Raw genomic sequence first — 24954 nt, 5'->3', positions numbered from 1 at the left:
TCACTAGAATCGACGGGTGCCCGACCAGTCCCGTCTCGACAAAGTCATCGCCCTCGCTCGCCATCGCGGGTTCGTCTTCCAAGCGGGCGAGATCTACGGCGGATCGCGCTCCGCGTGGGACTACGGCCCGCTCGGCACGGAGCTGAAGGAGAACATCCGCCGCCAGTGGTGGCAGACGTTCGTCCGCGGGCGCGGCGACATGGTGGGTCTGGACTCCTCGATCATCCTCCCCAAGCGCGTGTGGGAGGCCTCGGGCCATGTCGCCACCTTCACCGACCCCCTCGTGGAGTGCCTGCAGTGCCACCGGCGCTTCCGCGCCGACACTCTCATCGAGGACTTCGAGGCCCGCAAGGGCCGCGCTGCCGAGAACGGCCTGGCCGACGTGCCCTGCCCGAACTGCGGCACGAAGGGGCAGTACACCGAGCCGAAGGCGTTCTCGGGTCTGATGAAGACCTATCTCGGTGTCGTCGACGACGAGTCGGGCCTGCACTACCTCCGCCCCGAGACCGCGCAGGGCATCTTCGTCAACTTCTCCAACGTGCTCACCGCGAGCCGCAAGAAGCCGCCGTTCGGCGTCGGCCAGGTGGGGAAGGCGTTCCGCAACGAGATCACGCCGGGCAACTTCATCTTCCGCACCCGCGAGTTCGAGCAGATGGAGATCGAGTTCTTCACTCCGCCTGCCGAGGCCGAGACGTGGTTCCACGACTGGGTCGAGGCGTGCTGGAACTGGTTCGTCGACCTCGGCATCGACGAGGCGAACATGCGCCGCTTCGACGTGCCCGCCGAAGACCGCGCGCACTACTCCGCCGGCACCATCGACCTCGAGTACCGCTTCGGCTTCCCCGGCAAGGAGTGGGGCGAGCTCATGGGCGTCGCGAACCGCACCGACTACGACCTCAAGAGCCACAGCGAGGCGTCGGGGCAGTCGCTCACCTTCTTCGATCAGGCGTCGGGCGAGAAGTACACGCCCTACGTCATCGAGCCCTCGTTCGGCCTGACCCGGTCGATGATGGCGTTCCTCGTCGACTCCTACCACGAGGAGGAGGCACCGAACGCCAAGGGCGGCACCGACAAGCGCACCGTGCTCCGCCTGGATCCGCGCCTGGCTCCGGTGAAGGCGGCCGTGCTGCCGCTCTCGCGCAACGAGCAGCTCTCGCCGATCGCCCGCGAGGTGGCCGACGACCTGCGCGGGCAGTGGAACGTCGACTTCGACGACGCCGGCGCGATCGGTCGTCGCTACCGCCGCCAGGACGAGATCGGCACTCCGTTCTGCGTCACGATCGATTTCGACTCGCTCGAGGATCGGGCGGTCACCGTCCGCGACCGCGACACGATGGGTCAGCAGCGCGTGCCCCTCGAGGGCCTGCACGCCTACCTCGCGGAGCGTCTGAAGGGCGCCTGACTCAGCCGGTGACCGTGATGGCGGCGTATTCACCGCCGCCGCTGGTGACCGAGGCGAAGCTCTGCACGAGGATGTGCCGGAGCACGTCGAGATCGACCTTGTCGAGGTCCTTCACGTAGATGCATGACACGCTCGAGGTGTGCGGACCGAGTCTCGCCAGGTCGTCCGTGTGCGCGGCGACCGCATCCACGTAGACCGTCGTCGACGCCTTCCGCGGCGCGAACGACAACAGGGGCATGTCACCCTCGGTGCCGGTGGGGTAGCGGTAGTGGCAGCTGCCGAAGCCGATGATCGTGCCCCAGAGCTCCGGCTCGCGGCCGGAGATCTCGCGCATCATCGCCACGAGCGTCTCGGCGTCGCGCCTCCGGCGCTCCGGCGTCACGGCCGCAATGTACTCGTCGACGCTCCCTCCAGTGGATCTCACGACGACTCCTTCGCTTTGGCCTTCAACGCCCGCTTGTACTCGCGCACCTTCGTCAGCGATTCGGGCGAGACGATGTCGGCGACGCTGCGGAACGACCCCTCCTCGCCGTAGGGCGCCGACGCCTCGCGCCAGCCCTCGCCGGCGAAGCCGTACTGCTTGCCGAGGAGGGCGAGGAAGATCTTCGCCTTCTGCTCCCCGAAGCCGGGGAGCTTCTTCAGGCGCGTGAGCACCTCGGCGCCGTCCGGCTCGCCGCGCGTCCAGATCGCCGAAGCGTCGCCGTCCCACTCGTCCACGACCGCGGTGCACAGGGACTGCACCCGCGAGGCCATCGAGCCGGGGAAGCGGTGGACAGCCGGCGTCTCCGAGAACAGCTCGGCGAAGGCGTCGGGGTCGAAGCCCGCGAGCGCGGCCGCGTCGAAGGTGCTCGCGCGTTCGGAGATCTTCAGCGGACCGGCGAACGCGGTCTCCATCGCCACCTGCTGATCCAGCAGCATCCCGATCAGCAGTGCGAGCGGGTCGTCACTGAGCAGGCGGTCGGCCTTTTCATCACCGGTGATGTGCAGCGTCATGCCGCCAGTCTCCCACCCGTTAGGTTGTCAGGAGCCATCGATCGGAACAGGCCATCGAACGGGACGGGGGTGCGGAAGGTTGGCGGATCGGCACGCTCTCGTCACGACCCGTCTGGTCCTGCGCAGAACCCGTGCCCGCGCCGGGTACCTCCTCGCCCTCTCGGCGACCGTCGCCGTCGCGGTGGCCACCCTGCTCCTCATCCTCGTCGTCACCGGTGACGCCGCGCCGCTCGCTCGTGCCGCCGCGCCCGCCGGCACGCCCGAGGACGAGGTCGAGACCGCCGTCGCCCTCGGCGCGGCCTCGCTCGCCTCGGCGCTTCCGGCCCTGATCCTCACGGTCGCCGTCGTGGCGGGAGCCGCGGTGGCGCAGCTCGGTCGGCTCCTCGCGGCCTCGCGCGAGCACGAGACCGACACCGCCCGCGCCCGGGGGCTCTCACGCGGTCAGGCTCTTGCCCTGCACGTCGGCGAAGGGCTGGCGGTCACGGCCGCCGGCACGATCGGGGGTGCCGCGTTGGCCGCCGGGCTCGCGCTTCCGATCGCAGGGACGGATGCCGCGGCGGCGGCCCTGTCGCCGGCGGCGGTCGCCGTGCTGGTCGGGGCGGGGGCGCTCGTCGCCGTCGTGCTCGGGGTCGTCCTCGTCGTGGCGCTCGCACGGCGCTCGGTCTCGAGCCGCCGAGGTGCGCGGGCGACGACCATCGTCGCCGTCGCGCTCGTCGTCGTCGCCGCGGTGATCGGCCTCTGGCAGCTCGGGTTCGCCCGGGCCGGAGGGTTCGATCCCGTCGTCGCGCTCACGCCGCCGGTCGTGCTGCTCGCCGCCGCGCTCGCGGTCCTCGCGGTGTTCGGTGCCTTCGCCCGCCTCGCCGCCCTGCCGGCGCTCCGCGCCCGGGGATGGCAGTCCGCGCTCGGCCGCCGTCAGGTCGCGCGTCGGCTCCCGCACTCGGCCGTGGCGGTGCTGCTGGTGGCGCTGACGGTCGCCCAGGCGATCCTCGCCGGTGCGTTCGCCGGTACCTGGACCGCTGCCGCGACGAACTCCGCGGCGCTGCGAGTGGGCGCCGACCTGCGCGTCGACCTCGCTCCCCAGAGCGCCTCGCCGGCGGATCTGGTCGCCACCGCCGGGCTCGACGGCGTCGACGAGGCGGCCGGGGCGGTGACCGACGTCCTCGAGCTGGGCGACGACGAGGTCGACCTCGTCGCCCTGCCCGCGACATTGGCTGCGGAGGTCATGACCGACGCCGGCGGCGCGGCCGACCCGTCGGCCCTCGTCGCCGCCGTGACCGGCGGGGATGCCGACGGCGTCGTGCGCGCCGCGCCCGTGCCGCTCGGCGGCACCGCCACCGGACTCTCGCTCGCCCTCACCGCCGAATGGACGGGGGCCGACGTGAGCGGCTCGCTGCAGCCGCTCGCAGTGCTGCTCGACGCGCGCGGAACGCCCGTGGCACAGCCGCTCACGCTGTCGGCGATCGCCCCCGACCGGGTGGTCGCCGAGGCGGAGCTCCCCGAAGGAACCGCGCCGTGGTCGCTGGCCGCCCTCGTCATGCGGGTCGGCCCCACCCCCGGCGCGCCCACGGGGACGGTGACGGTCGCGGAGGTCGAGGCGATCGGCGGCGACGTCCTCGATCTCGCCGGTTCCGCGACCTTCGGCGACGGGGAGCGCGAGCAGGTCGTCTGGCTCGCCGACGGTCAGGAACGCGGAGCCGCCGACCCGCAGGTCCAGGCCCTGCGGGTCGCGGTCTCCGAGGCGTTCGCGGCGCGGTTCGGCGTCGCGGAGGGCGACCGTCTGGACTACCGGGTCGCCGGCACGGGTCGACGGGGCGAGGTGCTCGTCGCCTCGGTCGTCGGTGCCATCCCGGGCGCAGCCCGTGCCGACGCCGTGTTCGCCGTGACCGACGATCTGCTGGTCGCGTCGCTCCAGCGCGGGACGTCGTTCGCCTCGCCCGGGAGCGTCTGGGCCGCGGGTCGCCCGGATTCCGATGCCGCGCTGAGCGCGGCTCTGGGCGACCGGGCCGTCCGGATCGCCGCTCCCGGCGTGGCGGATCGGATGGTCGGGGTGCTGGTTCCGGGGTGGGGGGTGGCCGCAGGCGGGGCCGCCGTGCTCGCGCTCATCGCCACGCTCGCGATCGTCCAGTCCCTCGCGCTGGCCCGAGGCCCCGAGCTGGCCGTGCTCCGCGCGCTCGGGGTCACCGCCGGGCGGCAGGCGCGCCTCCGCGCGGGCGAGCTCGCAGCGATCCTCGGCGGGGCGGTCCTCCTCGGGGCCGTCGCGGGTGCGGCGGTCGCCCTCGTCCTCGCGGCGCCCCTCGTCCGCGCGACGACCCCCGGCATCCTTCCCGCGGCGCTCGCGCTCCAGCCGGCGTGGCTGCCGATCGCCGGCGTCGTGGCGGCGCTCGTCGCCGGGCTCGCCCTCCTCGTCGTCGGCGCGAGCCTCGGCGTCCGGCGGGCCGCGCGCGCTGCGGTCGTAGGGGAGGAGGCGCGATGACGGGCCGGGTCACCCGGGCGGCGCTCCTGCGCCACCACCTCGGCTTCGCCTCGGGCGGCGGGCTCGTGGTGGCTGCGCTCGTCGTGGTGCTGACCGTACTCGCCACCGCCGCACCCGTCGCCCTCGCGCGCCTCGGCGATGCGACCGTGCAGTACCGCCTCGCCGGGCTGAGCGCAGTGGAGCGCGACGTCGTGGCCGACGAGAACGGCATCCCGCAGGTAGCTCCGGAGGTGCTCTTCTCGAATCCGACCGTGGTCGACGACGTCTGGGCCGACTTCACCGCCGAGGTCGAGAGCATCCGCGCCGAGGCGGCTCCGCCGCTCCCCGACATCCTGCAGCCGGCGCGGACGGTCGCCGTCGGCTCGGCCTCCGCCCTCGCCGATGAACCGGGAACCGCCGAGATCGCCATCGCCGTCGACCCCCGGTACGCCGACCAGATCGAGATCGTCGAGGGTCGACTCCCCGACCCCGCCGTTTTCGTCCCGCCTGGCACCGAGGTCCCGGAGGGGCAGGCCTTCGGCAGGATCGAGATCGTCCTCTCGACCGACACGGCCGACGAGCTCGGCTGGGACGTCGGTGTCACGCGTCAGATCACTGGTTTCGCCGGCGTGGTCGACGTCGTGCTCGTCGGTGTGTTCGGCCCCGCCGATGCGGGCAGCCCGTACTGGCAGCACGTTCCCTCGGTGCTCGAGCCGAACATCTTCGACGACGGCAACCTGCCGCGCGTCGTCACCGGCACGGGGTTCGCCCACCCGGCGTCCCTTCGCGCGACCTCCCCGCAGGGGGCGAGCGTCACCACGACCGTCTGGTACCCCTTCGACGCGACCGCGGTCGACGCGCGCGATGCCGAGGCGGTGGCGGCGGGCCTCCGGCTCCTGACCGCCGTGGGGCACACCGTCGCCGAGACCTCCGCCGGCACCGGCGGCATCCTGAGCCTGCGCTTCACCGCCGACGTGATCGGCGCGATCGACGCGGCGCTCGCCCAGGAGCGGGCGACCGCGGGGGTGGTCGCCATGATCGCCTCCGGCCCCATCGGCGTGGCCGCCGCGGTGCTGATCCTCGGCTGCCGACTCGTGCTCGAGCGTCGCCGGCCCGCCCTCCGCCTCCTGTCCGCGCGCGGCGCCGACCACGGGCAGCTCCGCGCTCTGCTCGCGCTCGACGGCGTCGCCTGCGGCATCCTCCCTGCACTTCTGGGTGTCGGGATCGGCGTCGCGCTCGCGTGGGGGACTCTCGGTGGCGTGCCCGAAGCCACCGGGGTCGGCGTCGCCCTCGCCGTAGGCCTCGTCCCGGCCGCCGTCCTCGCCGCGCTCGCCCCGTCGGCGGCGGAACGCCGGCCCCGCGCCGACCTCGGGGGGCGAAGCTCGCGCCTGCGAATCGTCCTCGAGGGTGCGGTGCTCGTCCTGGCGGCGCTCGCGCTCACCCTGCTGCTCGTGCGGGGAGCGGGCGACGGGGCCGATCTGCTCACCGCCGCGACACCGCTCCTTCTCGCCCTCGTCGCGTGCGTCGTAACGCTCCGGCTCTATCCGCTGCCCCTGGCGGCGATCCTCCGGCGCTCGCGCGCGGCGCGCGATGTCGGCGGCTACCTCGGCGCGGTCCGGGCGCTGCGCGAACCGGCGATCGGACTCACCCCGGTGCTCGCGCTCGTGGTCGGAGTGTCGGTGGCGGTGTCTTCCGGCATCCTCCTCTCCACCGTCCAGGCGGGCATCGACCGCTCGGCGGGCGCGCAGATCGGGGCCGACATCCGCGTGGCGGGCGGGATCATCACCCGCGATCAGCTCGCGCAGCTGAGCGCTCTCGACGGGGTCGCCGGAGCGACCGGCATCTCGGGTGCCGATCCCGTCACCCTCGACATCGACGGCGAACGGGTCGGCACGTCGGCGTTCGTCGTCGACGCCCAAGACCTCCGGGCGGTCCAGGGCGAGGGGCCCGGGATGCTGCCGCCGGGCGTCTCGCTCACCCCGACCGAGGGGTCGCTCCCCATCGTGGTCTCCGCGGCACTCGCCGACGAGATCGACGGTCGCGGCGGACTCCGGGTCGGCTCCACTCCCGCCGAGGTGGTGGGAGTGCTCGACGGGCCGGCGCCGATCGGGGCGCGCGCGGCGTGGCTTGCCTTCGACGCCTCGGCCGCCGAGGAGGTGCTCGGCCGCGACCCGAGCGACCGCACCGCCCTGCTCCGGTTGGCGCCCGACGCCGACCCCGCCGCGGTGGTCGACGAGGTGCGGACGGTGGTGAGCCCCGCGCTCCGCATCGACACGGCGCGCGAGATCACCGACGACATCCAGGCGAGTCCCGCCGTCGGGGGCCTGCGCGCCGCGCTGCTGGCCGCGACGGCGCTCGCCGCGCTCCTCGGCGCGGTCGCGGTGGTGATGACGCTCACGCTCGCCGCCGCACCGCGGACCCGGCTGCTGGCGCTCCTGCGCACCCTCGGCGCCCCCGCCGGGATCGGTCGCGCCCTGGCGGCGTGGGAGGTCGCGCCGGCGGGCCTGGCCGCCCTCGTCGCGGGGACGCTCTTCGGCGCTCTCGTGCCCCTCGTCGTCCTCGCCGGGGTGGATCTCAGATCCTTCACGGGGTCGACGGCGCCACCCGGCTACGCCGTCGACCCGCTGATCCTCGGCCTCACCCTCGGCGCCTTCGCCGCGCTCGTTCTCTTCGCCACCGTCGTCGCTCTCGCCGTCTCGCGCCGCGCCCGTGCCTCGCGCCTCCTGCGCACGGTCGAGGAAGGATAGGACCATGGACCCCACGACCCGTCCCCGCCCGGGGGCCGCTCCCGACGCCGACATCTGGTGCGCCGACCTCGTGCGCATCTTCCAGGTGCCCACGTCCTCGGGGCCGGGAATCGAGGTGCAGGCCCTCCAGGGGCTCAACCTCCGCGTCGACGCCGGCGAGCTCGTCGCCGTCGTCGGCGCGTCGGGCTCAGGCAAATCGACGCTGCTGTCGATCCTCTCCAGCCTCGACCGCCCGACCGCCGGGGTGGCGATGGTCGCCGGCCACGACCTGCTGACGATGAAGGAGAAGGAGCGGGTGGGCTTCCGCCGACGCAGCGTCGGGTTCGTCTGGCAGCAGACCTCGCGGAACCTCTTCCCCTACCTCACCGCCGCCGAGAACGTCGCGGCGAGCCTGGCCGTGACGGGCACGCCCCGCGGGCCCGCGGCCCGGCAGGCGCGGGTGTCGGAGCTCCTCGATCTCGTCCAGGTGGGGCACTGCGCCGACCGCCGGCCGGCGGAGATGTCGGGCGGCGAGCAGCAGCGCGTCGCGATCGCCGTCGGCATCGCCAACGACCCCCGGGTGCTCCTCGCCGACGAGCCGACGGGTGAGCTCGACGACACCACGAGCGCCCAGGTGCTCGAGGCCATGCGGACGGTCAATCGCGAGCGCGGCATCACGACCCTCATCGTCACGCACGACCCCGGGGTGTCAGACCACGTCGCCCGCACAGTGCAGATCCGCGACGGGCGCACCTCCACCGAGGTGCTCCGCTCCACTCGCGTCGACGAGCACGGCGCCGAGGAGCACATCGCCGAGGAGTACGCCGTGCTCGACCGTGTGGGGCGACTGCAGCTCCCGGATGAGTTCGTCGCCGCGCTCGACCTCCGCGACCGGGTGCGGCTGGCGCTCGAGCCCGATCACGTGCAGGTGCGGCCGGGGGAGACAGCGGATGCCGCGGCGGACGCTTCCGCGGAGGACCGGTCGTGAGCAGGGCGGGCGCGACCGCCCTCCGCGGGGAGGGTCTCACGCGCACGTTCCGCAGTGCCGCCGGCGAGGTGCATGCCTGCGTCGAGGTCGATCTCGACGCACGTCCTGGCGAGCTCGTGGTCGTCACCGGGCCGTCGGGCGCAGGCAAGACGACCCTTCTGAACCTCCTCGGCACCCTCGACCGCCCCGACGCCGGGCGGGTCTGGGTGGGTGAGACCGAGGTCACCGCCCTCGACGAGGACGCGCTCGCCGAGATCCGGCGGCGCGATCTCGGCTTCGTCTTCCAGTCCTTCGGGCTCATCCCGGTGCTCTCGGCTGCCGAGAACGTCGAGCTGCCGCTGCGGATCGCGCGCACCGATCCGGCCGAGCGCGATGCGCGGGTCGCCGAGGCACTGCGGCTCGTGGGCCTCGCCGACCATGCCGCACAGCGCCCCGCAGAGCTGTCGGGCGGTCAACAGCAGCGGGTCGGAATCGCTCGGGCGATCGTCGCCGAGCCGCGGGTGCTCATCGCCGACGAGCCGACCGCGCAGCTGGACTCCCGCACCGCGGCCGCGGTGATGGACCTCATCGTCGACCTCGTCCACACCCGGGGCATCGCCGCGGTGGTGGCCACCCACGATCCGATCCTGCGCGCGCGCGCCGACCGTGTCGCCGAGCTGCACGACGGCCGGCTCATCGCCGCCGACGCCGCCGAACCCGCCTCCGACGCCGCCGCCGCCCAACCCGCCGAACCCGCTGCACCCACCCAACCCGCCGAACCCGCTGCCGAAGGGAGGCTGCGCCGTGACCGGCGGCGCTGAGGCCGCACCCGTCCCCGTCGATCCCGCGGATCGGACGGTGATCGTCGTCGGCGGCGGGATGGCGGGGCTCGTCGCGGCGCTGGAGTGCGCGAAGGTCGGGATGCAGGTCACCGTCCTCGAGCGGGACGCTCGACTCGGCGGTGTCGTCCGCCGGGAGGAGGTCGGTGGGGTCGAGGTCGATCTCGCCGCCGACGGATTCGCCACGCGGGGCGGCGCCGTCGCGGCCGTCCTCGACGAGGTCGGGCTCGGCGCCGAGGTGATCCGTCCCGATCACGAGGGGCGATGGATCGCGGGACCATCGGGTGTCGCGCCCCTTCCCGCCGAGACCGTGCTCGGCATCCCCGCCAACGCATGGGCCGACGACGTCCGCCGTCACATCGGGTGGTCGGGCGCCTGGCGCGCCTACCTCGATCGCCTCCGCCCCCCGCTGACGATCGGCCAGGAGCAGAGCCTCGGTCGTCTCGTCCGCACCCGCATGGGCGACCGGGTCCGCGATCGGCTGGTCGCTCCCCTGAGCGTCGGCGGCTACGCGGTCGATCCCGACGACGTGCTGGTCGACGTCGCTGCGCCCGGGCTCAACGCCGCTCTGACCCGCACCGGATCGCTCGCCGGCGCCGTCGCCGCGCTGCGGGCCGAGCGCGAGGGTGAGGGCGACCGTGACAGGGCCGGCCCCGCCGGACTCTCGGGAGGGATGTCGCGGATCATCGACGGACTCACCGCCCGCCTCGCCGACTTCGGCGTCGAGGTCCGCACCGGGGCGACGGTCACCGGCATCCGGCGCACGGGCGTCGGCGCGGGCGCGCCGTGGCTGGTCGAGGCAGGCGGGGAGGGGACGGGCGCCGACGCCGTCGTCATCGCGGTGGACGAGCCCGCCGCCCGCGGCCTGCTCGCCGAGGCTCTTCCGGCGGTCGCCTCGTCGGCGGTCGACATCGCCCCGACGGTGCCGCTGGAGTGTGTGACGCTCGTCTTCGACGCGCCGGACGGCGCCGCCGGGCGGCCGGGGCCCGTGGTCCACACCGTGCCGGGTGCGCGGCGCGCGTCGACCCTGCTGCATCAGACCGGCCGGTGGGAAGGGCTCCGCGCCGAGGTCGGCTCGCAGGGGCTCGTCGTCCGGGTGACCTTCGGCGGCCCGGGCGACCCACCCGCCACGACGGACCTCGACGACGCTGCGGCGACGGCGATGGCGCTCGCCGAGGCATCCGCTCTCCTTGCCCTTCCCCTCGACGGCGTGCGTCTGCGCGGCACCCGTCGCGACCGCTACGACCAGCCGCCACCGGAGTCGGCGCGCGGCCGAGCCGAGCGCACGAGGCGTGTCCGCGCCGTCACGGCCCAGGCGCCGGGAATCGCGATCGTCGGAGCGTGGCTCGCGGGGACGGGACTCGCACAGGTCGTCGAGGACGCGGTCGCCGAGGCCGACGCCCTTCGGCGAGGACTGCTCTTCGGCGGCGTGGCCGGTTGATTGTGCCCCGCGCGACGGTGCGCGTCAAGTGCGGATGCCGTGAGAGGAATACGCCGCTACTGTGTAAGGGATTTCACCCGACGAACGTGAGGAGACGTCATGCGAGGCAAGATCGGGCTGGTCATCGGACTGGCCGCCGGCTACGTCCTGGGATCCCGTGCGGGGCGTGAGCGCTACGAGCAGATCAAGACCCAGGCCGAGAAGCTGTGGAACCAGCCCCCCGTGCAGAAGCAGGTCGAGAAGGCGAAGCAGTTCGCCAAGTCCAGCGCCGCCTCGATTCCGAGCACGCTGTGGGACGGCGCGGTCAAGGTGACGAAGGCGGCGACGTCGAAGGACACCTCCGGTGACCAGAAGGTCGCCGAGGTCAAGCGCGCGGCGAAGTCGTCGGCGGAGAAGGTCAAGGATGCCGCCGCCGACGCCGCTTCGGACGCGTCGGCTGCAGCAGAGGCCTCGTCGGCCGCGTCCCGCTCCGGAGCCTGATATGACGACCCCGCGGGGATTCCGCGACCGGGCCGACGACAGCCTGCTGACCCTCGTCGGCGAGATTCCGGAGCTCGTCAAGAACCTCATCGTCGCCGAGATCGACTCGGCGAAGAAGTGGCTCGCCAAGACCGCGAAGGACGCCGGTATCGGCGCGGGCTGGTTCGTCGCCGCCCTGTTCGTCCTGTTCTGGTCGGTGCCCGTGCTCGGCACCTTCGTCATCGCGGGTCTGTCGTCGTGGTGGCCGGTGTGGCTGTCGGCCATCGTCGTGTTCGGCGTGATGATCCTCGTCGCCGTGATCCTGGCCCTGTTCGGGTACTTCCGCTTCCGGCGGCTGTCGAACCGCGAGAATCCGGTCCAGTCGATCGCCCTCGACGTGAAGGAGGTGCGCGATGAGCTCTGAGGTCTCGCCGCGCAAGAGCGCCGCGGCCCCCGTCCCCGTTCCCCGCACCGCTGTGCCGATCGGCATCGCCGACCCGGTCGAGCAGGCGCGCGCAGAGCTGAAGGCCGCCCTCGCCGCCATCGAAGTGAAGGCGAACGTGCCCCGGCGGGTGGCTGAGGTGACCGATCGCGAGGTCGGGCGGGCCCGCGATTTCGCGCGGCGCAATCCTGGTGCCGCCGCCGCCGCCGTGGTGGCTGCGGCCGCGACGGTGGGGGGCCTCGTCTGGCTGTTCGTGCGCTCGTACACGCGGTGAACTGAAATATCGGTCGCGAGGCGGTCTCGCGTGGCCCGGGGTATGCTCGGGAAGCAGGCAGTGCAATGGAGCGGATGCTGCCGATCGCGCGTGTGCACCCGCGCGCGTCGGTTGCTCGAAGCGCGGGCGGCCGAAAACGCCCCACGAGAGTCGACTGAATGAACCACGCAGCTCAGGACCCGCACGCCAAGCCCCTCGTGGGGTGGCGCGTCCTCGTGCCCCGCGGGGGACCGTGGGGCGACGGGGTGGCGGCGTCCCTGCGTCGGCAGGGGGCGACCCCGATCATCGCGCCGCTGATCAACTTCGCTCCCACCCGGGATCACGAGACGCTCGAGAGGGCGCTGACCGACCTCGCCGCCGGGGCGTTCCGCTGGCTGACGGTGACGAGTGCGACGACCGTCGACGTGCTCTACGCCTATCGCGCCACGATCCCCGCATCGACGAAGGTCGCCGCGGTGGGTGAGACCACGTCGGCGGCGCTGCAGGCCGTCGGTTACAAGGTGGATCTGGTGCCCGAGCGCGACAACTCCGCGGCGGGGATGGCCGAGCAGCTGATCGCCCTCGAGCCCGAGCCGGTCGACATCCTCACGCTCCGCAGCGAGATCGCCAAACCTGTCCTCACGCGGAGCCTCAGCGACGCCGGTCATCGGGTGCGCAGCGTCGTCGCCTATCGCACCGTCGGGGTCCCGGTCGCCGACCGCGTCGCCCGGGATGTCGAGAGCGGCCGCATCAACGCCATCCTCGTTACCAGTGGGTCGGTGGCCGAGCAGGTGCACGCCCAGTTCCCCCGCATCCCCGACTCGACGGTGATCGCCGCGATCGGTCCGCGGACGGCGCGTGACGCCCGGCGCGCGGGTCTCGAGGTCGACGTCGTCGCCGAGACCCAGACGGTCGACGCTCTCATCGCCGCGGTCGCGACGTTCTCGCTGCCCCACGCTGCGGACGAGTTCGCGCCGCAGACCGGAGTGATCCGGTTACCGGGCATCAGCCGCGAAGACTGAGGGGTGCTCGACCTCAGCCCGTTCGCGTGGGCGCTCCTGGCCTTCGCGGCGCTGGTCATCGGGCTGTCGAAGACCGCGGTGCCGGGTGCGGGCACCGTCGCTGTGGCGTCGTTCGCCGCGGTGCTGCCCGCCCGCGAGTCGACCGGCACGATCCTCCTGCTGCTGATCCTCGCCGACATGTTCGCCATCACGATGTACGTGCGGCATGTCAACTGGCGTGCCCTGCTGCGGCTGGCGCCGGCGATCGTGGCCGGGCTGCTGGTCGGGGTGCTCTTCCTCGCCGTCGCCGATGACGCCTGGGTCAAGCGCACGATCGGGGTGCTCCTTCTCGGGGTGATCGTGGTGACGCTGGTGCGGCGCCGCATGGCCTCCGCTCTGGTCGAGGGACCGCCTCGCCGCGGCGCCGCCGCGGTCTACGGCACCCTGGGGGGCTTCACGACGATGGTCGCGAACGCCGCCGGACCGGTGATGTCGATGTACTTCCTGGCCGCACGATTCCCGGTCAAGGAGTTCCTCGGCACGGCGGCCTGGCTCTTCGCGATCGTGAACATCAGCAAGCTGCCCTTCTCGATCGGCCTCGGCCTGATCACCGTCCCGGGCCTCGTGCTCGACGCGATCCTCGCCCCGCTCGTGGTGGCGGGGGCCCTCGGGGGTCGCTGGATCGCCGACCGGATCGATCAGCGGCTGTTCGAGCGCCTCGTCATCGTCCTCACGATCGTCGGCGCGGTGTACCTGCTGATCTGAGGCTCGTGACGACCCCGCTCGCCGGCGGTATTCTGCGGTCGTGATCCCGTTGCAGACGGACCGTCTGGTTCTCGCACCTCTCGGTGCCGGCGACCTCAACGCGTTCGTGGCCTACCGCCGCGACCCCGACGTCGCGCGCTGGCAGTCGTGGACACCCGAGTTCAATGCCGAAGACGCGGGCCGCCTGCTGGAGGGGCAGCCGGCCGATTTCCCGCCGCCGGCCGGCGAGTGGCTGCAGATCGCGGTGCGGGACGCCGCGTCCGGCGCCCTCCTCGGCGATGTCGCCGTGCACACGTCGGCCGACCAGCCCGACTCGTACGAGGTGGGTGTCACGGTCGCCGCCGAGCATCACGGGCGCGGCGTCGCGCGAGAGGCCCTCGGTGCCGTTGTCGTCGCGCTCTTTGACGACCACAGCGCGCACCGGGTGACGGCGACCTCAGATGCCCGGAACGCCGCCGTCGCGCGGCTCCTCACCCGACTGGGTTTCCGGCACGAGGGGCGAGCCGTGGAGGCGGACTGGTTCAAGGGCGAATGGACGACCCTCGACTCGTGGGCGCTTCTGTCCCGCGAACGGTGAGGGGTCTGCGCCGGGAGCCCTGACGGGCCCGGGCGCCCGACGATAATGGACCGGTGGAACCCTGGCAGCTGCACGAGTGGTTCGCGGATTACATCGATGCGGCCAATCGCCACGACCTGAACGCGATCCGCGGCCTCGTGCACGCCGAGGTGCGCCGCGCCCACCGGCCGGCGGGTGTCGAGGCCTGGATCGCCGACCTCGACGATCTCTTCCACGCGTTCCCCGATTGGCGGTGGCGGATCATCCAGGTGGTTGCCGAGGACGATCGCATCGCCGCACTCGTGCGGGGGAGCGGCACTCATGCGGGGGTCTGGGAGGGCATCGCGCCGACGCGGCGCCATGTGAACGTCGCCGAGTTCGCTGTCTACACGCTGACCGCGGGCCTGGTCACCGCGTTCTCGGGGTCGGAGCCCTTCGAGCTGCGCGCGCAGCTCACCGAGTCGCGCGTCTGACGCGCGGGCTGCCGTCGGGACGCCGCGCCCAGCTCGGTGCCCGCTCGGGCCTGACACCCACTCCGATCAGGAAGGCGGGGAGGGCGGTCACGGCCGGGACGACGCGGACGAGGCGCAGAAGCCAGGCGGGCGGATCGAGCGGATCACCGCCGAGCGCCGGCATGATGAGGCGTGCATGGAGGATCCGCTGGAGTGTCTGGATGACGGCCACCGCCGGCAGGCGACGCCGGCGCACCCGGGCGAGCACCCGGCTGCCGCCTGGACGGTCGAGCTCCCCGCGGGCGAGGGGGCCGGCGAGGAGGCGGGCGGTGACGACGGCGTCCTGAATCGCCAGGTTGATGCCCACGCCGCCGACGGGCGACATGGCGTGAGCGGCATCGCCGATGCAGAGCACGTTGTTCGCGTGCCAGCGGCGGAGACGCTCGAGACGCACATCGAGGTGTTTCACATCGTCCATGCTCGAGAGCGCGTCGACACCGTCGTCGAGTTCGGGGAAGAGGATGGCAGCGTCGCGGCGGAAGGCGCCGATGCCGCGAGAGCGCACCTCGGCGTCGGTGCCTTTCGGGCCGAGAGCGGCCACCTGCACATAACCGCGGCGCGGGATGCCGATCGCGACCCTGCCATCCCGCACGCGGGGGAGGAGGCTTTCGGGCAGGGGTCGGTCGGTCGGCAGCCGGTACCACCAGACGTCGAACCTGACGGGGATCTCGCGCACCGGAAGCCCGACGCTTCGGCGCACGGTCGACCACCGGCCGTCGCAGCCCACCACCAGGTCCGCGGAGAGCCGGCCCTCGCCGTCCGGTGAGGTGTAGGCCACACCGGTCACCCGGCCGCCCCGCCGTGTCACCGCCGTCACGGTGTGTTCCCGCCGGAGTGTGAAGGTGGGTTCGGCGGCGGCGGTGTCGGCGAGGAGGTCGAGCAGGTCCCACTGCGGCACCATGGCGATGTAGGGATGGCGCACCGGCAGCCTGTCGAAATCGGCGAAGACGTCGGAGCCGTCGCGTCCCGGGAAGTAGGCGCGACGGAGCTTCGAGTGGGGAAGGGCGTCGAACTGTTCGAACAGGCCGAGGTCGTCGAGGAGTCCGAGCGTGGCGGGGTGCACCGTATCGCCGCGGAAGTCGCGGAGGAAGTCGGCGTGCTTCTCGAGAACCGTCACCTCGATTCCGGCGCGGGCGAGCAGCAGCCCGAGCACGATGCCCGCGGGGCCGCCCCCCACGATCGCGCAGGTCGTATGGTCGGGGGCGGCGCTGTTGCCTTCGGTCACGCGATGAAGATACTCGTGAGGGAGGCGCTTCGGCGAGCGGACCGGAGGGCCGGGCCGAGAGGTGACGATGGACCTTGATCGGGTGGACCCGGCGCTGCGGGCGGCGACGCGCCGGACGCGTCTTCCGGACGTCTCGCGGCCTTGGATCCGCTCCCTGCTGCGGGCGGGCATTCGGGTGCTGCCCGTCCCGCGGCGCGACGGCGTCGAGGTGGTGCCGATCCGGATTGCCGGGCAGCGTGCTCGCGTGTACCGGCCCCGGGCGCGTGTGGGCGATGCAGCGCTCCTCTGGGTCCACGGCGGGGGTCTGCTCATCGGCGATGCCCGCCAGGACGAGAGGCTGTGCGCCGAGACAGCGCGCGATCTCGGCATCGTCGTCGTCTCGCTGAACTACCGCCTCGCACCCGAGCATCCGTTCCCCGCCGCCCATGAGGACGTCCATGCCGGCTGGCGCTGGGTGCAGTCGCACGCCGTCGATCTGGGTGTCGAGCGCGCGAGGATCGTCATCGGCGGAGAGAGCGCGGGCGGCGGCCTCGCCGCAGGTCTGGTGCAGCGGATCCGGGACGAGGCCGGAGTGCAGCCGATCGGGCAGTGGCTCTTCGCGCCGATGATCGATGATGGGACTGCCGCCGATCGGACGCTCGATGAGATCGATCATCCGGTGTGGAACAACCGCTTCAACCGCGCCGGATGGACGGCCTACCTCGGTGATCGCGCGGGCGGAGCGAACGTACCCCGGTACGCCGCGCCGGCCCGAGCGGTGGATGTGGCGGGGCTCCCACCGACCTACCTCGCGGTCGGTGACATCGAACTGTTCTTCCCGGAGGTGCGCGAATTCGCCCGGCGGCTCTCCGCCGCCGGCGTGCCGACGACCCTCGACGTCGTGCCAGGCGGTCCGCACGGTTTTGAAAGCTGGGCTCGTGACACCGAACCGGCTCGGGCGCTCCTTTCCCGCGCCCACGGCTGGCTGAGGGATGTCGTCGCGACGCCCGCGTGATCCTTTGCCGACGCGCCGGAACCGGGTCAGAAGGGTGCGACGCCGTAGCCGCCGTCGTCGGTGGGGACGAATGCGACGCGTGAGGGTGGATGACTCTCGTATGTCTTCCCGCCGGGACTGGTGAACGTCAGCACCCCGCCGGGGAGTTGCTCGACATGCCAGTTCGTCGCGTGTTTGAGCGTGTGGTGCCTGGCGCATTCGTTGCAGAGGTTGTCGTTGGACGTTGGACCGCCTAACGCGAAGTCCTTCGAGTGGTCTTTGTCGCAGAGTTTCGCGGGTCTCCGGCATCCCGGCGTGCGGCAGGTGACGTCCCGGGCGTTGAGGAACCTCGTCTGCGACGGATGAAGCACGTACCGGTCCACCGCGGTGACCACGCCGGTGATGGGGTCGGTCATCACCCGATCCCAGACCCTCGCCGTCCCCGCCATCCGCCTCGCGGTCTCGGGGTCCACTGGGGTGATCCCGTTCAATTCGGCGCCGGAGTTGGTGACTCCGGTCAATGTGGTGATCGGGATGGTGATCTGCACTTCGGCGGTGATGGCCCCGAGCCCGCCCTTCGCCCCATCGGTGGGGTCGATCGTGGGGGACCCGGTGAGGAGCATGTCCAGGGCCAGGTCAGCGCGGATCTCATCCAACGACCGGTCATCGAACCACGGCTCCGCGTCGCCGGCATCGACGTTCTCCTGGCCCCCACCGTCGCCGCCGAGGCCGAACCCTGCCCCGCTCCCCTCCGTCTTCGCCGCCTCACCCTGCGCAACGGCATACTCGCGCCGCTTCGCGCGGTCGACGTCTTTGATGGTGGTGCCTTGCCCGGTGAGCCGGTTGTACACCCCGTGGATGTACACGTTGCTGCCCAGGATCGTGAGGGTCGACATTGTGTCGTCGAGGTCGGTGACCCACACCCGCCGTTCCCGGATTGCGGTGTCGTGACGTTCCTGCAACGGCCTCGGATCCAACACCGCGGCGCGTTGGAGGGCGTACTTCTTCGTCCGCGGCACGCTCTGCCGCTCCGCCTCCACGAGCACGATCCGTTCGAAGTCCGCTCGATCCACGGGGTCCTCGATCACCCGCCCGGCGTCCTGGATCACCTGCGCATGCGCCCTGGTCACCCGCCCCTCCGAAAGAGCTTCCATCGTTGCCGGGAACAACTCGATCAGCTCGTACGCGTCATGCATCTGCGACTGCATCGACCGGTCATTCACCCGCACCGCCATCCCCAACTCCAACGCCATCGACCGCAGCGGGATATCCCGCTCCCTCGACGACGCCGACCCCACCCGAGACCGCTGCTCCAACGTCAACGCATACGCGTCCGCGAGCAGCCGGGTCTTCTTCGCCGCGAGCTTCGCCTCAGCCCGCTGCAACCGAGCCAGCTCATCCGCGAACACCCCGGCGCGCTTGTCCTCCGCCCGCCGCCGCTTCTCGTCCGCGTCCACTGCAATCCCCGTCTCTGACTTACCGACATCATCGCAGAGGGTTCCGACACTGAGTTCACATCAGCCCGCACGTAACCGAAGAGAGTTACGAAGAAAAACTCAACCGCGCCCCCACCGGATGTCCGACGCCCCGCCGAGTTCGCGCCATCCCTCCGCCCGCGCGCCCGCGATCTCGAGCACATCCGCATCCACCAGCGGTCCGAAATCCAGCCCCGTCGCCGCCGCGATGTCGGAGATCGGCACCTGGAAGGTCCGGAAGCCGCCCAGCCGATCGACCGCCACCACCCCTTGACGAGTGTCGACGAGCTCCGACTGGTCCAGCACGAAACCCGCCGCCTCGAGCGCCTCGGCCCCGACCCACGCCGCGATCTTGTAGAACCGCAGCGGCACCTGGATGCCGCGGTACGGCGGGTCGTCGTCACCGAAGATCGGAGCCGTGAAGACGCTGATCCGCTGGTCCGACGCCTCGGCGAACGCGAGCACGTGATCCTCGAGCCCGAGCCACAGCTCTTTCGACTGATTGAAGTCCGCGGCCTGCGGCGCAGCGTTGGTGTAGAAGAAGGTCGCCTCCGTGGCCTCGCGGGCCTCGGCGGCCGTCCCCCACCCCGGGTCCCGCCGCCGCACCAGGTGCCCGCGGTCGAGGTCGTTGCGCGCGTACACCTCCGGTCCGGTCTGCTCGTCCGCCGGCGCGCGCGGGTCGAGTCGCCACTCGCCGGTGCGGGGCAGATCGAGCAGCCGCGCGCCGTCGATGTTCACCGCCGTCACGGCGGCGAGCCGCCGCTGCGCGTCCAGCACCACGCTGAACCTCGGGTAGTCCAGCCGCCGACCGCCCCCTCCCGCACGCGTCGGCAACGGCACCTCCACCCCGAGGAACCCCGGCTCGTACCCGCTCATCCGAGCACCGCCGACGTCCGCTCCCCGAGGCCGATCGCCGCCGCATCGCGCAGCTGGTCGGCGGTGTCGACGTCACGCCGGAGCGTCGAGTCATCCGGCACCTCCAGCACTGCGCACCCGAGCGCGCGATGTGCCGCGAACGACCCGTCGCCGAACGCCGACTCCCAGGGGACACCCGCCCGCGCGGTCACGAGAGTCGAACCGGTGCCCTCGGCGTCGGCGACGACTCCGCGGTCCACCGATGCGGCCGCCCGCAGCGCGACGCCGAGGTCTTCACCGCGCAGCGCCGGCACGTCGCCGAGGAGCGCGGCCCGCGGCATCCCCTCTCCGGCGGCAGCCATGCCGGCGGCGATCGCGGCGTTCAACCCCCGCGCGTCGCCCTCGGGGATGAACCTCAGTCCGGGAATGTCGGCGGCGTGCAGGGGCAGCGTCGCCTCATCGGTCACGACGATCACCTTCTCGACCTGAGGACAGGATGCTGCGGCGGCGACGGTATCGAGGGCGATCGCCCGCGCGAGGGCGACGCGATCGACCCCGTCGACGCTGAGGCGCGACTTCCCCCGCGTGGTGCCCTTCACCGGGACGACGACCACCCAGCCGGATGGCGCGTCCGGCACACGCGACGACGTCACGCGTCGCCGAAGCGGTCGCGCAGTCGCGGCAGGATCTCCTCGCCGTAGGTCCGCAGGAACTCGGCCTGATCGTGGCCGGGGTCGTGGAAGACGAGGTGACGGAACCCGAGGTCGACGTAGCGGGCGATCCGCTCGACGTGCTCCTCGGGATCCGTGGAGACGATGAACCGCGACGCGGCCCGTTCGATCGGCAGCTCGGCAGCCCGGCGCTGCATCTCGATCGGGTCGTGGATGTCGCGCTTCTCTTCGGGCGAGAGCGCCAGCGGCGCCCAGAAGCGGGTCTTCTCCATGGCGGTGGCGCGGTCGGGGTGGTACGAGACCTTCACCTCCATGAGGGTGTCGATCGCGTCCTCCGGACGACCGGCCTTCTCCAGCCCCTCGCGCAGGGCCGGCAGCAGGGTGTCGGTATACAGCGAGGGGTCCTTGCCGCTCGTGGTGATGTACCCGTCCGCGATCCGGCCTGCGAGACGCGTGGCGGCGGGGCCCGAGGCGCCGACGTAGATCGGCACCTTCTGATCGGGCCGGTCGTACACCGTCGCCCCGTCCACGGAGTAATAGGTGCCCTCGAAGGTCACCCGCTCGGCCTCCCACAGCTTCTCGATGAGCTGGATCGACTCCTTCAGGCGCTGGAACCGCTCGGGCGGGTCGGGCCACTCGAGCCCGAGAGTCACCTCGTTGAGGGCCTCACCCGTGCCGACGCCGAGCACCACGCGGCCCGGGAACATCACCCCGAGGGTCGCGAACGCCTGCGCGACGACCGCCGGGTGGTAGCGGAAGGTGGGGGTGAGCACCGAGGTGCCCATGATGATGGTCGAGGTCCGTGCGCCCACGGCTCCGAGCAGCGGAATGGCGGCCGGGGCGTGCCCGCCCTCGTGCATCCAGGGCTGGAAGTGGTCGGAGACGAAGACCGAGTCGAACCCCATCTCCTCGGCGAGCACGGCGAAGTCGGCGAGCTCGGTCGGGCCGAACTGCTCCGCCGATGCTTTGTATCCGAACCTCAGCGGTACCGTCATGTCGATTCCTTTCCTCGTGCTCCCACCGGTGTGCCGGTGAATTCCGATCCATCCGCTTGCGCCAGCCGCCGCCGGAAGGCCTCGACCGTCCCGGGCCACAGCAGCGTCAGCCGCCCCGACCGCTCGTCCACGTACCAGTTGCGGCATCCGCCCGAGAGCCAGGGGGTGGATGCCGCGGCGGCGGCGATCTCGCCGATGTAGGCCTCTTCGGCGGCGGGGTCCACCCGCAGCACGCCGGCGGGTGCGACCGCGCGGCGCTCGAGCGCCGAGACGGCGTAGGCCGCCTGCTCTTCGATCATCAGCACCGACGAGTTGTGTCCGAGCGACGCGTTGGGCCCGTTCAGCACGAAGAGGTTCGGGAACCCGCTCACCACGGTCGATGCGAAGGCGCTCATCCCCGCCGACCAGTGGGCAGCGAGGGTGGTGCCGCCCTCTCCGCGGACGAGCTCGGCGTACGGCTGGCGTGTCGAGGCGAATCCGGTGGCGAGCACGACCGCATCGACCTCGACCCGCCGACCGCTCGCTGCGACCAGCGTCGTGCCGTCGGCCGACGCGAGCGCCGAGGGCTCGAGCGTGACCGCGTCGGAGGCGACGGCGGGGTAGAAGTCATCCGAGAGCAGAACGCGCTTGCAGCCGAACGCGTAGTCGGGGGTGAGGGCGCGGCGAAGTGCCGCATCGGCGACCTGCCGGTCGAGATGGGCCAGCGCGATCTCGCGGGCTGCGTCGGATGCCGCGGCGTCGCCCGACCGCGAGGCGAAGCGTCGCTCGCCCTCGCGGTACAGCTCGTCGCGCAGGCGCGCGAGCTCCTCGGGGTGCGCGGCGAAGCGGGCGCGCTCGGCGCCGGTGTACTCCCGCGCCTCCCGCGGCACGATCCATGCGGGTGTCCGCTGGAAGAGCGTCACGTGTGCCGCTGTCCGGGCGAGCTCGGGGACGAGCTGCACCGCGCTCGCGCCGGTGCCGACCACAGCGACGCGGCGGCCGGTCAGGTCGGCCGTGTGGTCCCATCGTGCCGAGTGGAACAGGGGTCCGGGAAAGGTCTCGAGCCCGGGGACCTCGGGGATGAGCGGTTCGGTGAGCCGTCCGCAGGCCAGGACGAGCGCTTCGGCGACGATGTCGCCGGCCGGCGTGCGCACGCGCCACCGCGCGACGCGATCGTCCCACTCCGCGCCGAGCATCGGCGTGCGCAGGTGCATCCGGGAACGGAGCCGCTCGCGGTCGGCGACGTCGTCGAGGTAGCGGCGGATCTCGTCGCCCCGGGCGAAGACGCCCGACCAGTCGGGGTTCGGGTGCGCGGCGAAGCCGTACAGGTGGCTGGGCACGTCGCACGCGACGCCCGGATAGGTGTTGTCGCGCCACGTGCCCCCGACCGCGTCGCCGCGTTCGAGGATCACGAGGTCGTCGTGCCCGGCGCGGCGAAGGGCCATCGCCATGCCGATGCCGGCGAATCCGGCGCCGACGATGACGACCTCGGCGGTCCGCGGCAGCGGGAGCGGCGATGCGGGGGAGGGACTCACTCGACCGCCCCGACGCCGGAGAGGGGATGCCGCGGCGTGCCGTAATCGGTCGTGCGCAGCCGGAACGGCCGGAACAGGCGTGCGGCGATCGCCGCGGCGACTTCGACCGGCAACTCCTGGCCGTGCTCGATGCCCGCCGCGGGCTTGACCCGTCCGTCCAGGAGCGTTCCGCCGAGGTCGTCACCGCCCGCCCCGAGGAGCACCGCGGCGTCGGCACGTCCGACCCGGGTCCACGGGATCTGGATGTGCGGGATGCTCCCCGACAGCAGCAGCCGCGACACCGCGACCATCGCGCGGTGCTCGTCGATCTCGGCGCGCCCGGTCACGAGCGGCACTCCTCCGGCGGGGCCGGGGAGGGGGATGGGAACGAATTCGGTGAACCCGCCGCCCCCGGCGATCTGCAGCTCCCGAAGTCGGCGCAGGTGCGCGATGCGGTCGGCGGCGGTCTCGACGTGACCGTAGAAGAGCACCGACGTGGAACGGAATCCGGCGCGATGGGCAGCGGTGATGCCCTCCTCCCACCGGTCGATCTCCAGGTCACCGGGCGCGATCTCGGCGCGCACCCGCTCGCTCAGCACCTTCACGCCGGTGCCGGGCACGGTGTCGACTCCGGCCGCCCGGAGGCCGGCGAGCGCGCCGGCGAGCCCCAGTCCGCCACGATCGGCGAGATCCCACACGTCCTGTGGACGATAGGCGTGGACGTGCAGCGCTGGCGCCGCTGCGCGAGCGGCCCGCACGATCTCGAGATACGACTCCGCGCGCTCCTCGTCGGGCAGTCGCCCCTGGATGCACAGCTCGGTGGCGCCGAGCTCCCGGGCGTCGGCGGCGATCTCGGCGACGTCGTCGAGGTCGAACGTCTCGGGGCCTGTGCCGCCGGCGGCGCGGAAGCCGGTCGAGGTGAGGTTGCGGTTCACTACGAGGCTCACCGCCTCGCCCACGGTGTACCGGCGCACGTCGTCGGCGGTCGCCGTGAGTGCGTCGAGCTCGGTTCCGGTCGTCGTCAGCAGACGCTCCCATTCGGCGTCGTCGACCGCGAGCGGATCGGTGGCGGCCCGCTCGAGCAGCCGGCCGAGGTCGCCCGCGCCGCCGACGGGGGAGAGGTGCAGCACGGTGCGGAGCGGCTGACCGGATACCGCCTGCGGCGACGTGTCGGGCTTCGCCAGGCCCGTTGCCGGGTCGGCGAGGCGTGCGACGGCCTCGTGCAGGCCCGGGTCGATCCACTGCGTCGCCGCGGTGACGTACTCGGGCTGGGCGGTCAGGCGCTCGGCGAGGGTGAAGCCCAACTCGGCCGTGCGCGCGGCGAGCTCGTCGATCTGCGGCCACGGCCGCTCGGGGTTGACGTGATCGGCGGTGAGCGGCGAGACCCCGCCCCAGTCGTCGGCGCCGGCGCGGACGAGGAGCTCGAGTTCGCGGACGTCGGAGAGGTTCGGGGGCACCTGCACCCGCGCGTCAGGCCCCAGCACGAGCCGCGCGGTGGCGACGGCCGCGACGTACTCGCGCATCGTGGCGTCGGGGGCGCCCTGCATCGCCGTCCGGGGCTTGGCCCGGAAGTTCTGCACGATCACCTCCTGGATGTGCCCGATCCCGTCGACGTGGTGGGCCTCGTCGGCGGCGCGGATGGCCACGAGCGATTCGGCGCGGTCGCGGATCGTCTCGCCGATCCCCACGAGGATGCCGGTGGTGAACGGCACCCGGGCGCGCCCGGCGTCCTCCAGCACGGCCAGGCGTAACGCGGGGTCCTTGTCGGGCGAGCCGTAGTGCACCTGCCCGGGTTCGGCGAACAGGCGCCGCGAGGTCGTCTCGAGCATCATGCCCATCGACGGCGCGGTGGGGCGGAGCACCTCGAGCTCCTCGAACGACATCACGCCGGGGTTGAGGTGCGCGAGCATGCCCGTCTCGGCGGTGATGAGCCGCGCGATGTGACCCACGTACTCCAGCGTCGAGGCGAAGCCATGCTCGTCGAGCCACTCGCGTGCCTCGGGCCAGCGTTCCTCGGGACGGTCGCCCAGGGTCAGGAGCGCCTCCTTGCACCCCATCGCCTGTCCCTGGCGCACCACGGCGAGCACCTGTTCGGCAGACATGAAGGCCGGCTTGTGCTTCTTCCGCAGCTGCGACGGGGTGTCGACGAACACGCAGTAGTGGCAGCGATCGCGGCAGAGGGTGGTGAGCGGGACGAACACCTTCCGCGAGTAGGTCAGGACGCGCCCGCGCCCGGCGGCATCCAGACCCGCCGTGCGGATCGATGCGGCGAGCTCCAGCATCCGCTCGAAATCGGCGCCCTCGGCCTGCAGCAGGGTCTCGGCCTCGTCGACGCCGAGTCGCGCACCGGACTCCGCTCGCGCGAGGACGTCGCGGGCGGAGAGTCGGGAGGTGCGGACCGGATCGAGCAGGGTCACCATCCCAGTCTTGCACCGTCGCCCGACAGCCGGGCGCGGGGA

General features: G+C 72.5%; 23 protein-coding genes. 14 read left to right on the top strand and 9 right to left on the bottom strand.

Going from position 1 to position 24954, the window contains the following annotated elements; translation table 11 throughout:
* Positions 1-16: 16 nt before the first annotated feature.
* Positions 17-1402 carry a glycine--tRNA ligase gene (locus T9R20_RS15430; protein ID WP_322410217.1) on the top strand — a complete coding sequence of 462 codons (1386 nt, stop codon included), beginning with the start codon at positions 17-19 and terminating at the stop codon, positions 1400-1402.
* 1 nt (position 1403) lies between these two features.
* Here T9R20_RS15430 and T9R20_RS15425 read toward each other — a convergent pair whose 3' ends face one another.
* Entirely contained in the window at positions 1404-1826 is a 423-nt protein-coding gene (locus T9R20_RS15425) for a DUF1801 domain-containing protein (RefSeq protein WP_322410215.1), read from the bottom strand.
* On the bottom strand, positions 1823-2395 hold the full coding sequence (locus tag T9R20_RS15420; protein WP_322410214.1) for an HhH-GPD-type base excision DNA repair protein: 573 nt from the start codon (positions 2393-2395) through the stop codon (positions 1823-1825). Before T9R20_RS15420 ends, T9R20_RS15425 begins: the two co-directional genes overlap by 4 nt.
* Positions 2396-2474: 79 nt before the next feature.
* Here T9R20_RS15420 and T9R20_RS15415 point away from each other — a divergent pair, with 79 nt between their 5' ends.
* From T9R20_RS15415 to T9R20_RS15360, 12 genes are all read left to right on the top strand, one after another.
* The gene (locus tag T9R20_RS15415; protein ID WP_322410213.1) at positions 2475-4868 is read left to right on the top strand and encodes an FtsX-like permease family protein; all 2394 of its coding nucleotides are present in this window, start codon (positions 2475-2477) and stop codon (positions 4866-4868) included.
* Positions 4865-7594 (top strand): ABC transporter permease, encoded by a 2730-nt coding sequence (locus T9R20_RS15410; protein WP_322410212.1) that lies wholly within the window; start codon positions 4865-4867, stop codon positions 7592-7594. The genes T9R20_RS15415 and T9R20_RS15410 overlap by 4 nt, the downstream gene beginning before the upstream one ends.
* 4 nt (positions 7595-7598) lie before the next feature.
* A complete protein-coding gene (locus tag T9R20_RS15405; RefSeq protein ID WP_322410211.1) occupies positions 7599-8561 on the top strand; it encodes an ABC transporter ATP-binding protein in 963 nt (320 codons plus the stop codon).
* A complete protein-coding gene (locus T9R20_RS15400) occupies positions 8558-9361 on the top strand; it encodes an ABC transporter ATP-binding protein (RefSeq protein WP_322410209.1) in 804 nt (267 codons plus the stop codon). The genes T9R20_RS15405 and T9R20_RS15400 overlap by 4 nt, the downstream gene beginning before the upstream one ends.
* Positions 9345-10820 (top strand): protoporphyrinogen/coproporphyrinogen oxidase, encoded by a 1476-nt coding sequence (locus T9R20_RS15395; protein ID WP_322410207.1) that lies wholly within the window; start codon positions 9345-9347, stop codon positions 10818-10820. The genes T9R20_RS15400 and T9R20_RS15395 overlap by 17 nt, the downstream gene beginning before the upstream one ends.
* Positions 10821-10919: 99 nt before the next feature.
* A complete protein-coding gene (locus tag T9R20_RS15390) occupies positions 10920-11300 on the top strand; it encodes a hypothetical protein (protein WP_322410206.1) in 381 nt (126 codons plus the stop codon).
* A gap of 1 nt (position 11301) precedes the next feature.
* A complete protein-coding gene (locus tag T9R20_RS15385; RefSeq protein ID WP_322410205.1) occupies positions 11302-11703 on the top strand; it encodes a phage holin family protein in 402 nt (133 codons plus the stop codon).
* Complete coding sequence (locus T9R20_RS15380) at positions 11693-11995, top strand: hypothetical protein (RefSeq protein ID WP_322410204.1); 303 nt, start codon at positions 11693-11695, stop codon at positions 11993-11995. The genes T9R20_RS15385 and T9R20_RS15380 overlap by 11 nt, the downstream gene beginning before the upstream one ends.
* A gap of 158 nt (positions 11996-12153) precedes the next feature.
* Complete coding sequence (locus tag T9R20_RS15375) at positions 12154-12996, top strand: uroporphyrinogen-III synthase (RefSeq protein ID WP_322410202.1); 843 nt, start codon at positions 12154-12156, stop codon at positions 12994-12996.
* A gap of 3 nt (positions 12997-12999) precedes the next feature.
* The gene (locus T9R20_RS15370) at positions 13000-13740 is read left to right on the top strand and encodes a sulfite exporter TauE/SafE family protein (protein ID WP_322410200.1); all 741 of its coding nucleotides are present in this window, start codon (positions 13000-13002) and stop codon (positions 13738-13740) included.
* A gap of 40 nt (positions 13741-13780) precedes the next feature.
* The gene (locus tag T9R20_RS15365; RefSeq protein ID WP_322410199.1) at positions 13781-14317 is read left to right on the top strand and encodes a GNAT family protein; all 537 of its coding nucleotides are present in this window, start codon (positions 13781-13783) and stop codon (positions 14315-14317) included.
* A 53-nt stretch (positions 14318-14370) separates the two neighbouring features.
* Complete coding sequence (locus T9R20_RS15360; RefSeq protein ID WP_322410198.1) at positions 14371-14769, top strand: ester cyclase; 399 nt, start codon at positions 14371-14373, stop codon at positions 14767-14769.
* Here T9R20_RS15360 and T9R20_RS15355 read toward each other — a convergent pair.
* Entirely contained in the window at positions 14750-16033 is a 1284-nt protein-coding gene (locus T9R20_RS15355) for an FAD-dependent oxidoreductase (RefSeq protein WP_322410196.1), read from the bottom strand. The two genes, T9R20_RS15360 and T9R20_RS15355, sit on opposite strands and share 20 nt — an antisense overlap.
* Before the next feature lie 67 nt (positions 16034-16100).
* Here T9R20_RS15355 and T9R20_RS15350 point away from each other — a divergent pair, with 67 nt between their 5' ends.
* Positions 16101-17027 (top strand): alpha/beta hydrolase, encoded by a 927-nt coding sequence (locus tag T9R20_RS15350; RefSeq protein ID WP_322410194.1) that lies wholly within the window; start codon positions 16101-16103, stop codon positions 17025-17027.
* A gap of 26 nt (positions 17028-17053) precedes the next feature.
* On the opposite strand, the gene T9R20_RS15345 is transcribed toward T9R20_RS15350, so the two are convergent.
* The 6 genes from T9R20_RS15345 to cofG all read right to left on the bottom strand — a co-directional run bounded on the left by T9R20_RS15345 (position 17054) and on the right by cofG (position 24912).
* Positions 17054-18463: an HNH endonuclease signature motif containing protein gene (locus T9R20_RS15345; protein ID WP_322410192.1), complete on the bottom strand. Its 1410-nt coding sequence runs from the start codon at positions 18461-18463 to the stop codon at positions 17054-17056.
* A 99-nt stretch (positions 18464-18562) separates the two neighbouring features.
* Entirely contained in the window at positions 18563-19357 is a 795-nt protein-coding gene (locus tag T9R20_RS15340) for a DNA/RNA non-specific endonuclease (RefSeq protein WP_322410190.1), read from the bottom strand.
* Complete coding sequence (gene cofC, locus T9R20_RS15335; RefSeq protein ID WP_322410189.1) at positions 19354-19974, bottom strand: 2-phospho-L-lactate guanylyltransferase; 621 nt, start codon at positions 19972-19974, stop codon at positions 19354-19356. The genes T9R20_RS15340 and cofC overlap by 4 nt, the downstream gene beginning before the upstream one ends.
* A gap of 11 nt (positions 19975-19985) precedes the next feature.
* Positions 19986-21002, bottom strand: coding sequence for a glucose-6-phosphate dehydrogenase (coenzyme-F420) (gene fgd / locus T9R20_RS15330; protein ID WP_322410188.1), 1017 nt, complete (start codon positions 21000-21002; stop codon positions 19986-19988).
* Complete coding sequence (locus tag T9R20_RS15325; protein ID WP_322410187.1) at positions 20999-22516, bottom strand: NAD(P)/FAD-dependent oxidoreductase; 1518 nt, start codon at positions 22514-22516, stop codon at positions 20999-21001. The genes fgd and T9R20_RS15325 overlap by 4 nt, the downstream gene beginning before the upstream one ends.
* A complete protein-coding gene (cofG, locus tag T9R20_RS15320) occupies positions 22513-24912 on the bottom strand; it encodes a 7,8-didemethyl-8-hydroxy-5-deazariboflavin synthase CofG (RefSeq protein ID WP_322410185.1) in 2400 nt (799 codons plus the stop codon). Before cofG ends, T9R20_RS15325 begins: the two co-directional genes overlap by 4 nt.
* Positions 24913-24954: the final 42 nt, after the last annotated feature.

This window comes from Microbacterium invictum (genome assembly GCF_034421375.1).
Classification (GTDB): Bacteria; Actinomycetota; Actinomycetes; order Actinomycetales; family Microbacteriaceae; genus Microbacterium; species Microbacterium invictum_A.
The sequence above is the reverse complement of the archived record's forward strand: the minus strand, read 5'-3'. Positions and strand labels throughout refer to the sequence as shown.

Excerpts from the sequence above, each read along its gene's own strand:
- T9R20_RS15420 (WP_322410214.1), bottom strand. The coding sequence starts at position 2,395 with ATGACGCTGCACATCACCGGTGATGAAAAGGCCGACCGCCTGCTCAGT.
- T9R20_RS15410 (WP_322410212.1), top strand. The coding sequence starts at position 4,865 with ATGACGGGCCGGGTCACCCGGGCGGCGCTCCTGCGCCACCACCTCGGC.
- T9R20_RS15405 (WP_322410211.1), top strand. The coding sequence starts at position 7,599 with ATGGACCCCACGACCCGTCCCCGCCCGGGGGCCGCTCCCGACGCCGAC.
- T9R20_RS15390 (WP_322410206.1), top strand. The coding sequence starts at position 10,920 with ATGCGAGGCAAGATCGGGCTGGTCATCGGACTGGCCGCCGGCTACGTC.
- T9R20_RS15385 (WP_322410205.1), top strand. The coding sequence starts at position 11,302 with ATGACGACCCCGCGGGGATTCCGCGACCGGGCCGACGACAGCCTGCTG.
- T9R20_RS15380 (WP_322410204.1), top strand. The coding sequence starts at position 11,693 with ATGAGCTCTGAGGTCTCGCCGCGCAAGAGCGCCGCGGCCCCCGTCCCC.
- T9R20_RS15375 (WP_322410202.1), top strand. The coding sequence starts at position 12,154 with ATGAACCACGCAGCTCAGGACCCGCACGCCAAGCCCCTCGTGGGGTGG.
- T9R20_RS15350 (WP_322410194.1), top strand. The coding sequence starts at position 16,101 with ATGGACCTTGATCGGGTGGACCCGGCGCTGCGGGCGGCGACGCGCCGG.
- T9R20_RS15340 (WP_322410190.1), bottom strand. The coding sequence starts at position 19,357 with ATGAGCGGGTACGAGCCGGGGTTCCTCGGGGTGGAGGTGCCGTTGCCG.
- fgd (WP_322410188.1), bottom strand. The coding sequence starts at position 21,002 with ATGACGGTACCGCTGAGGTTCGGATACAAAGCATCGGCGGAGCAGTTC.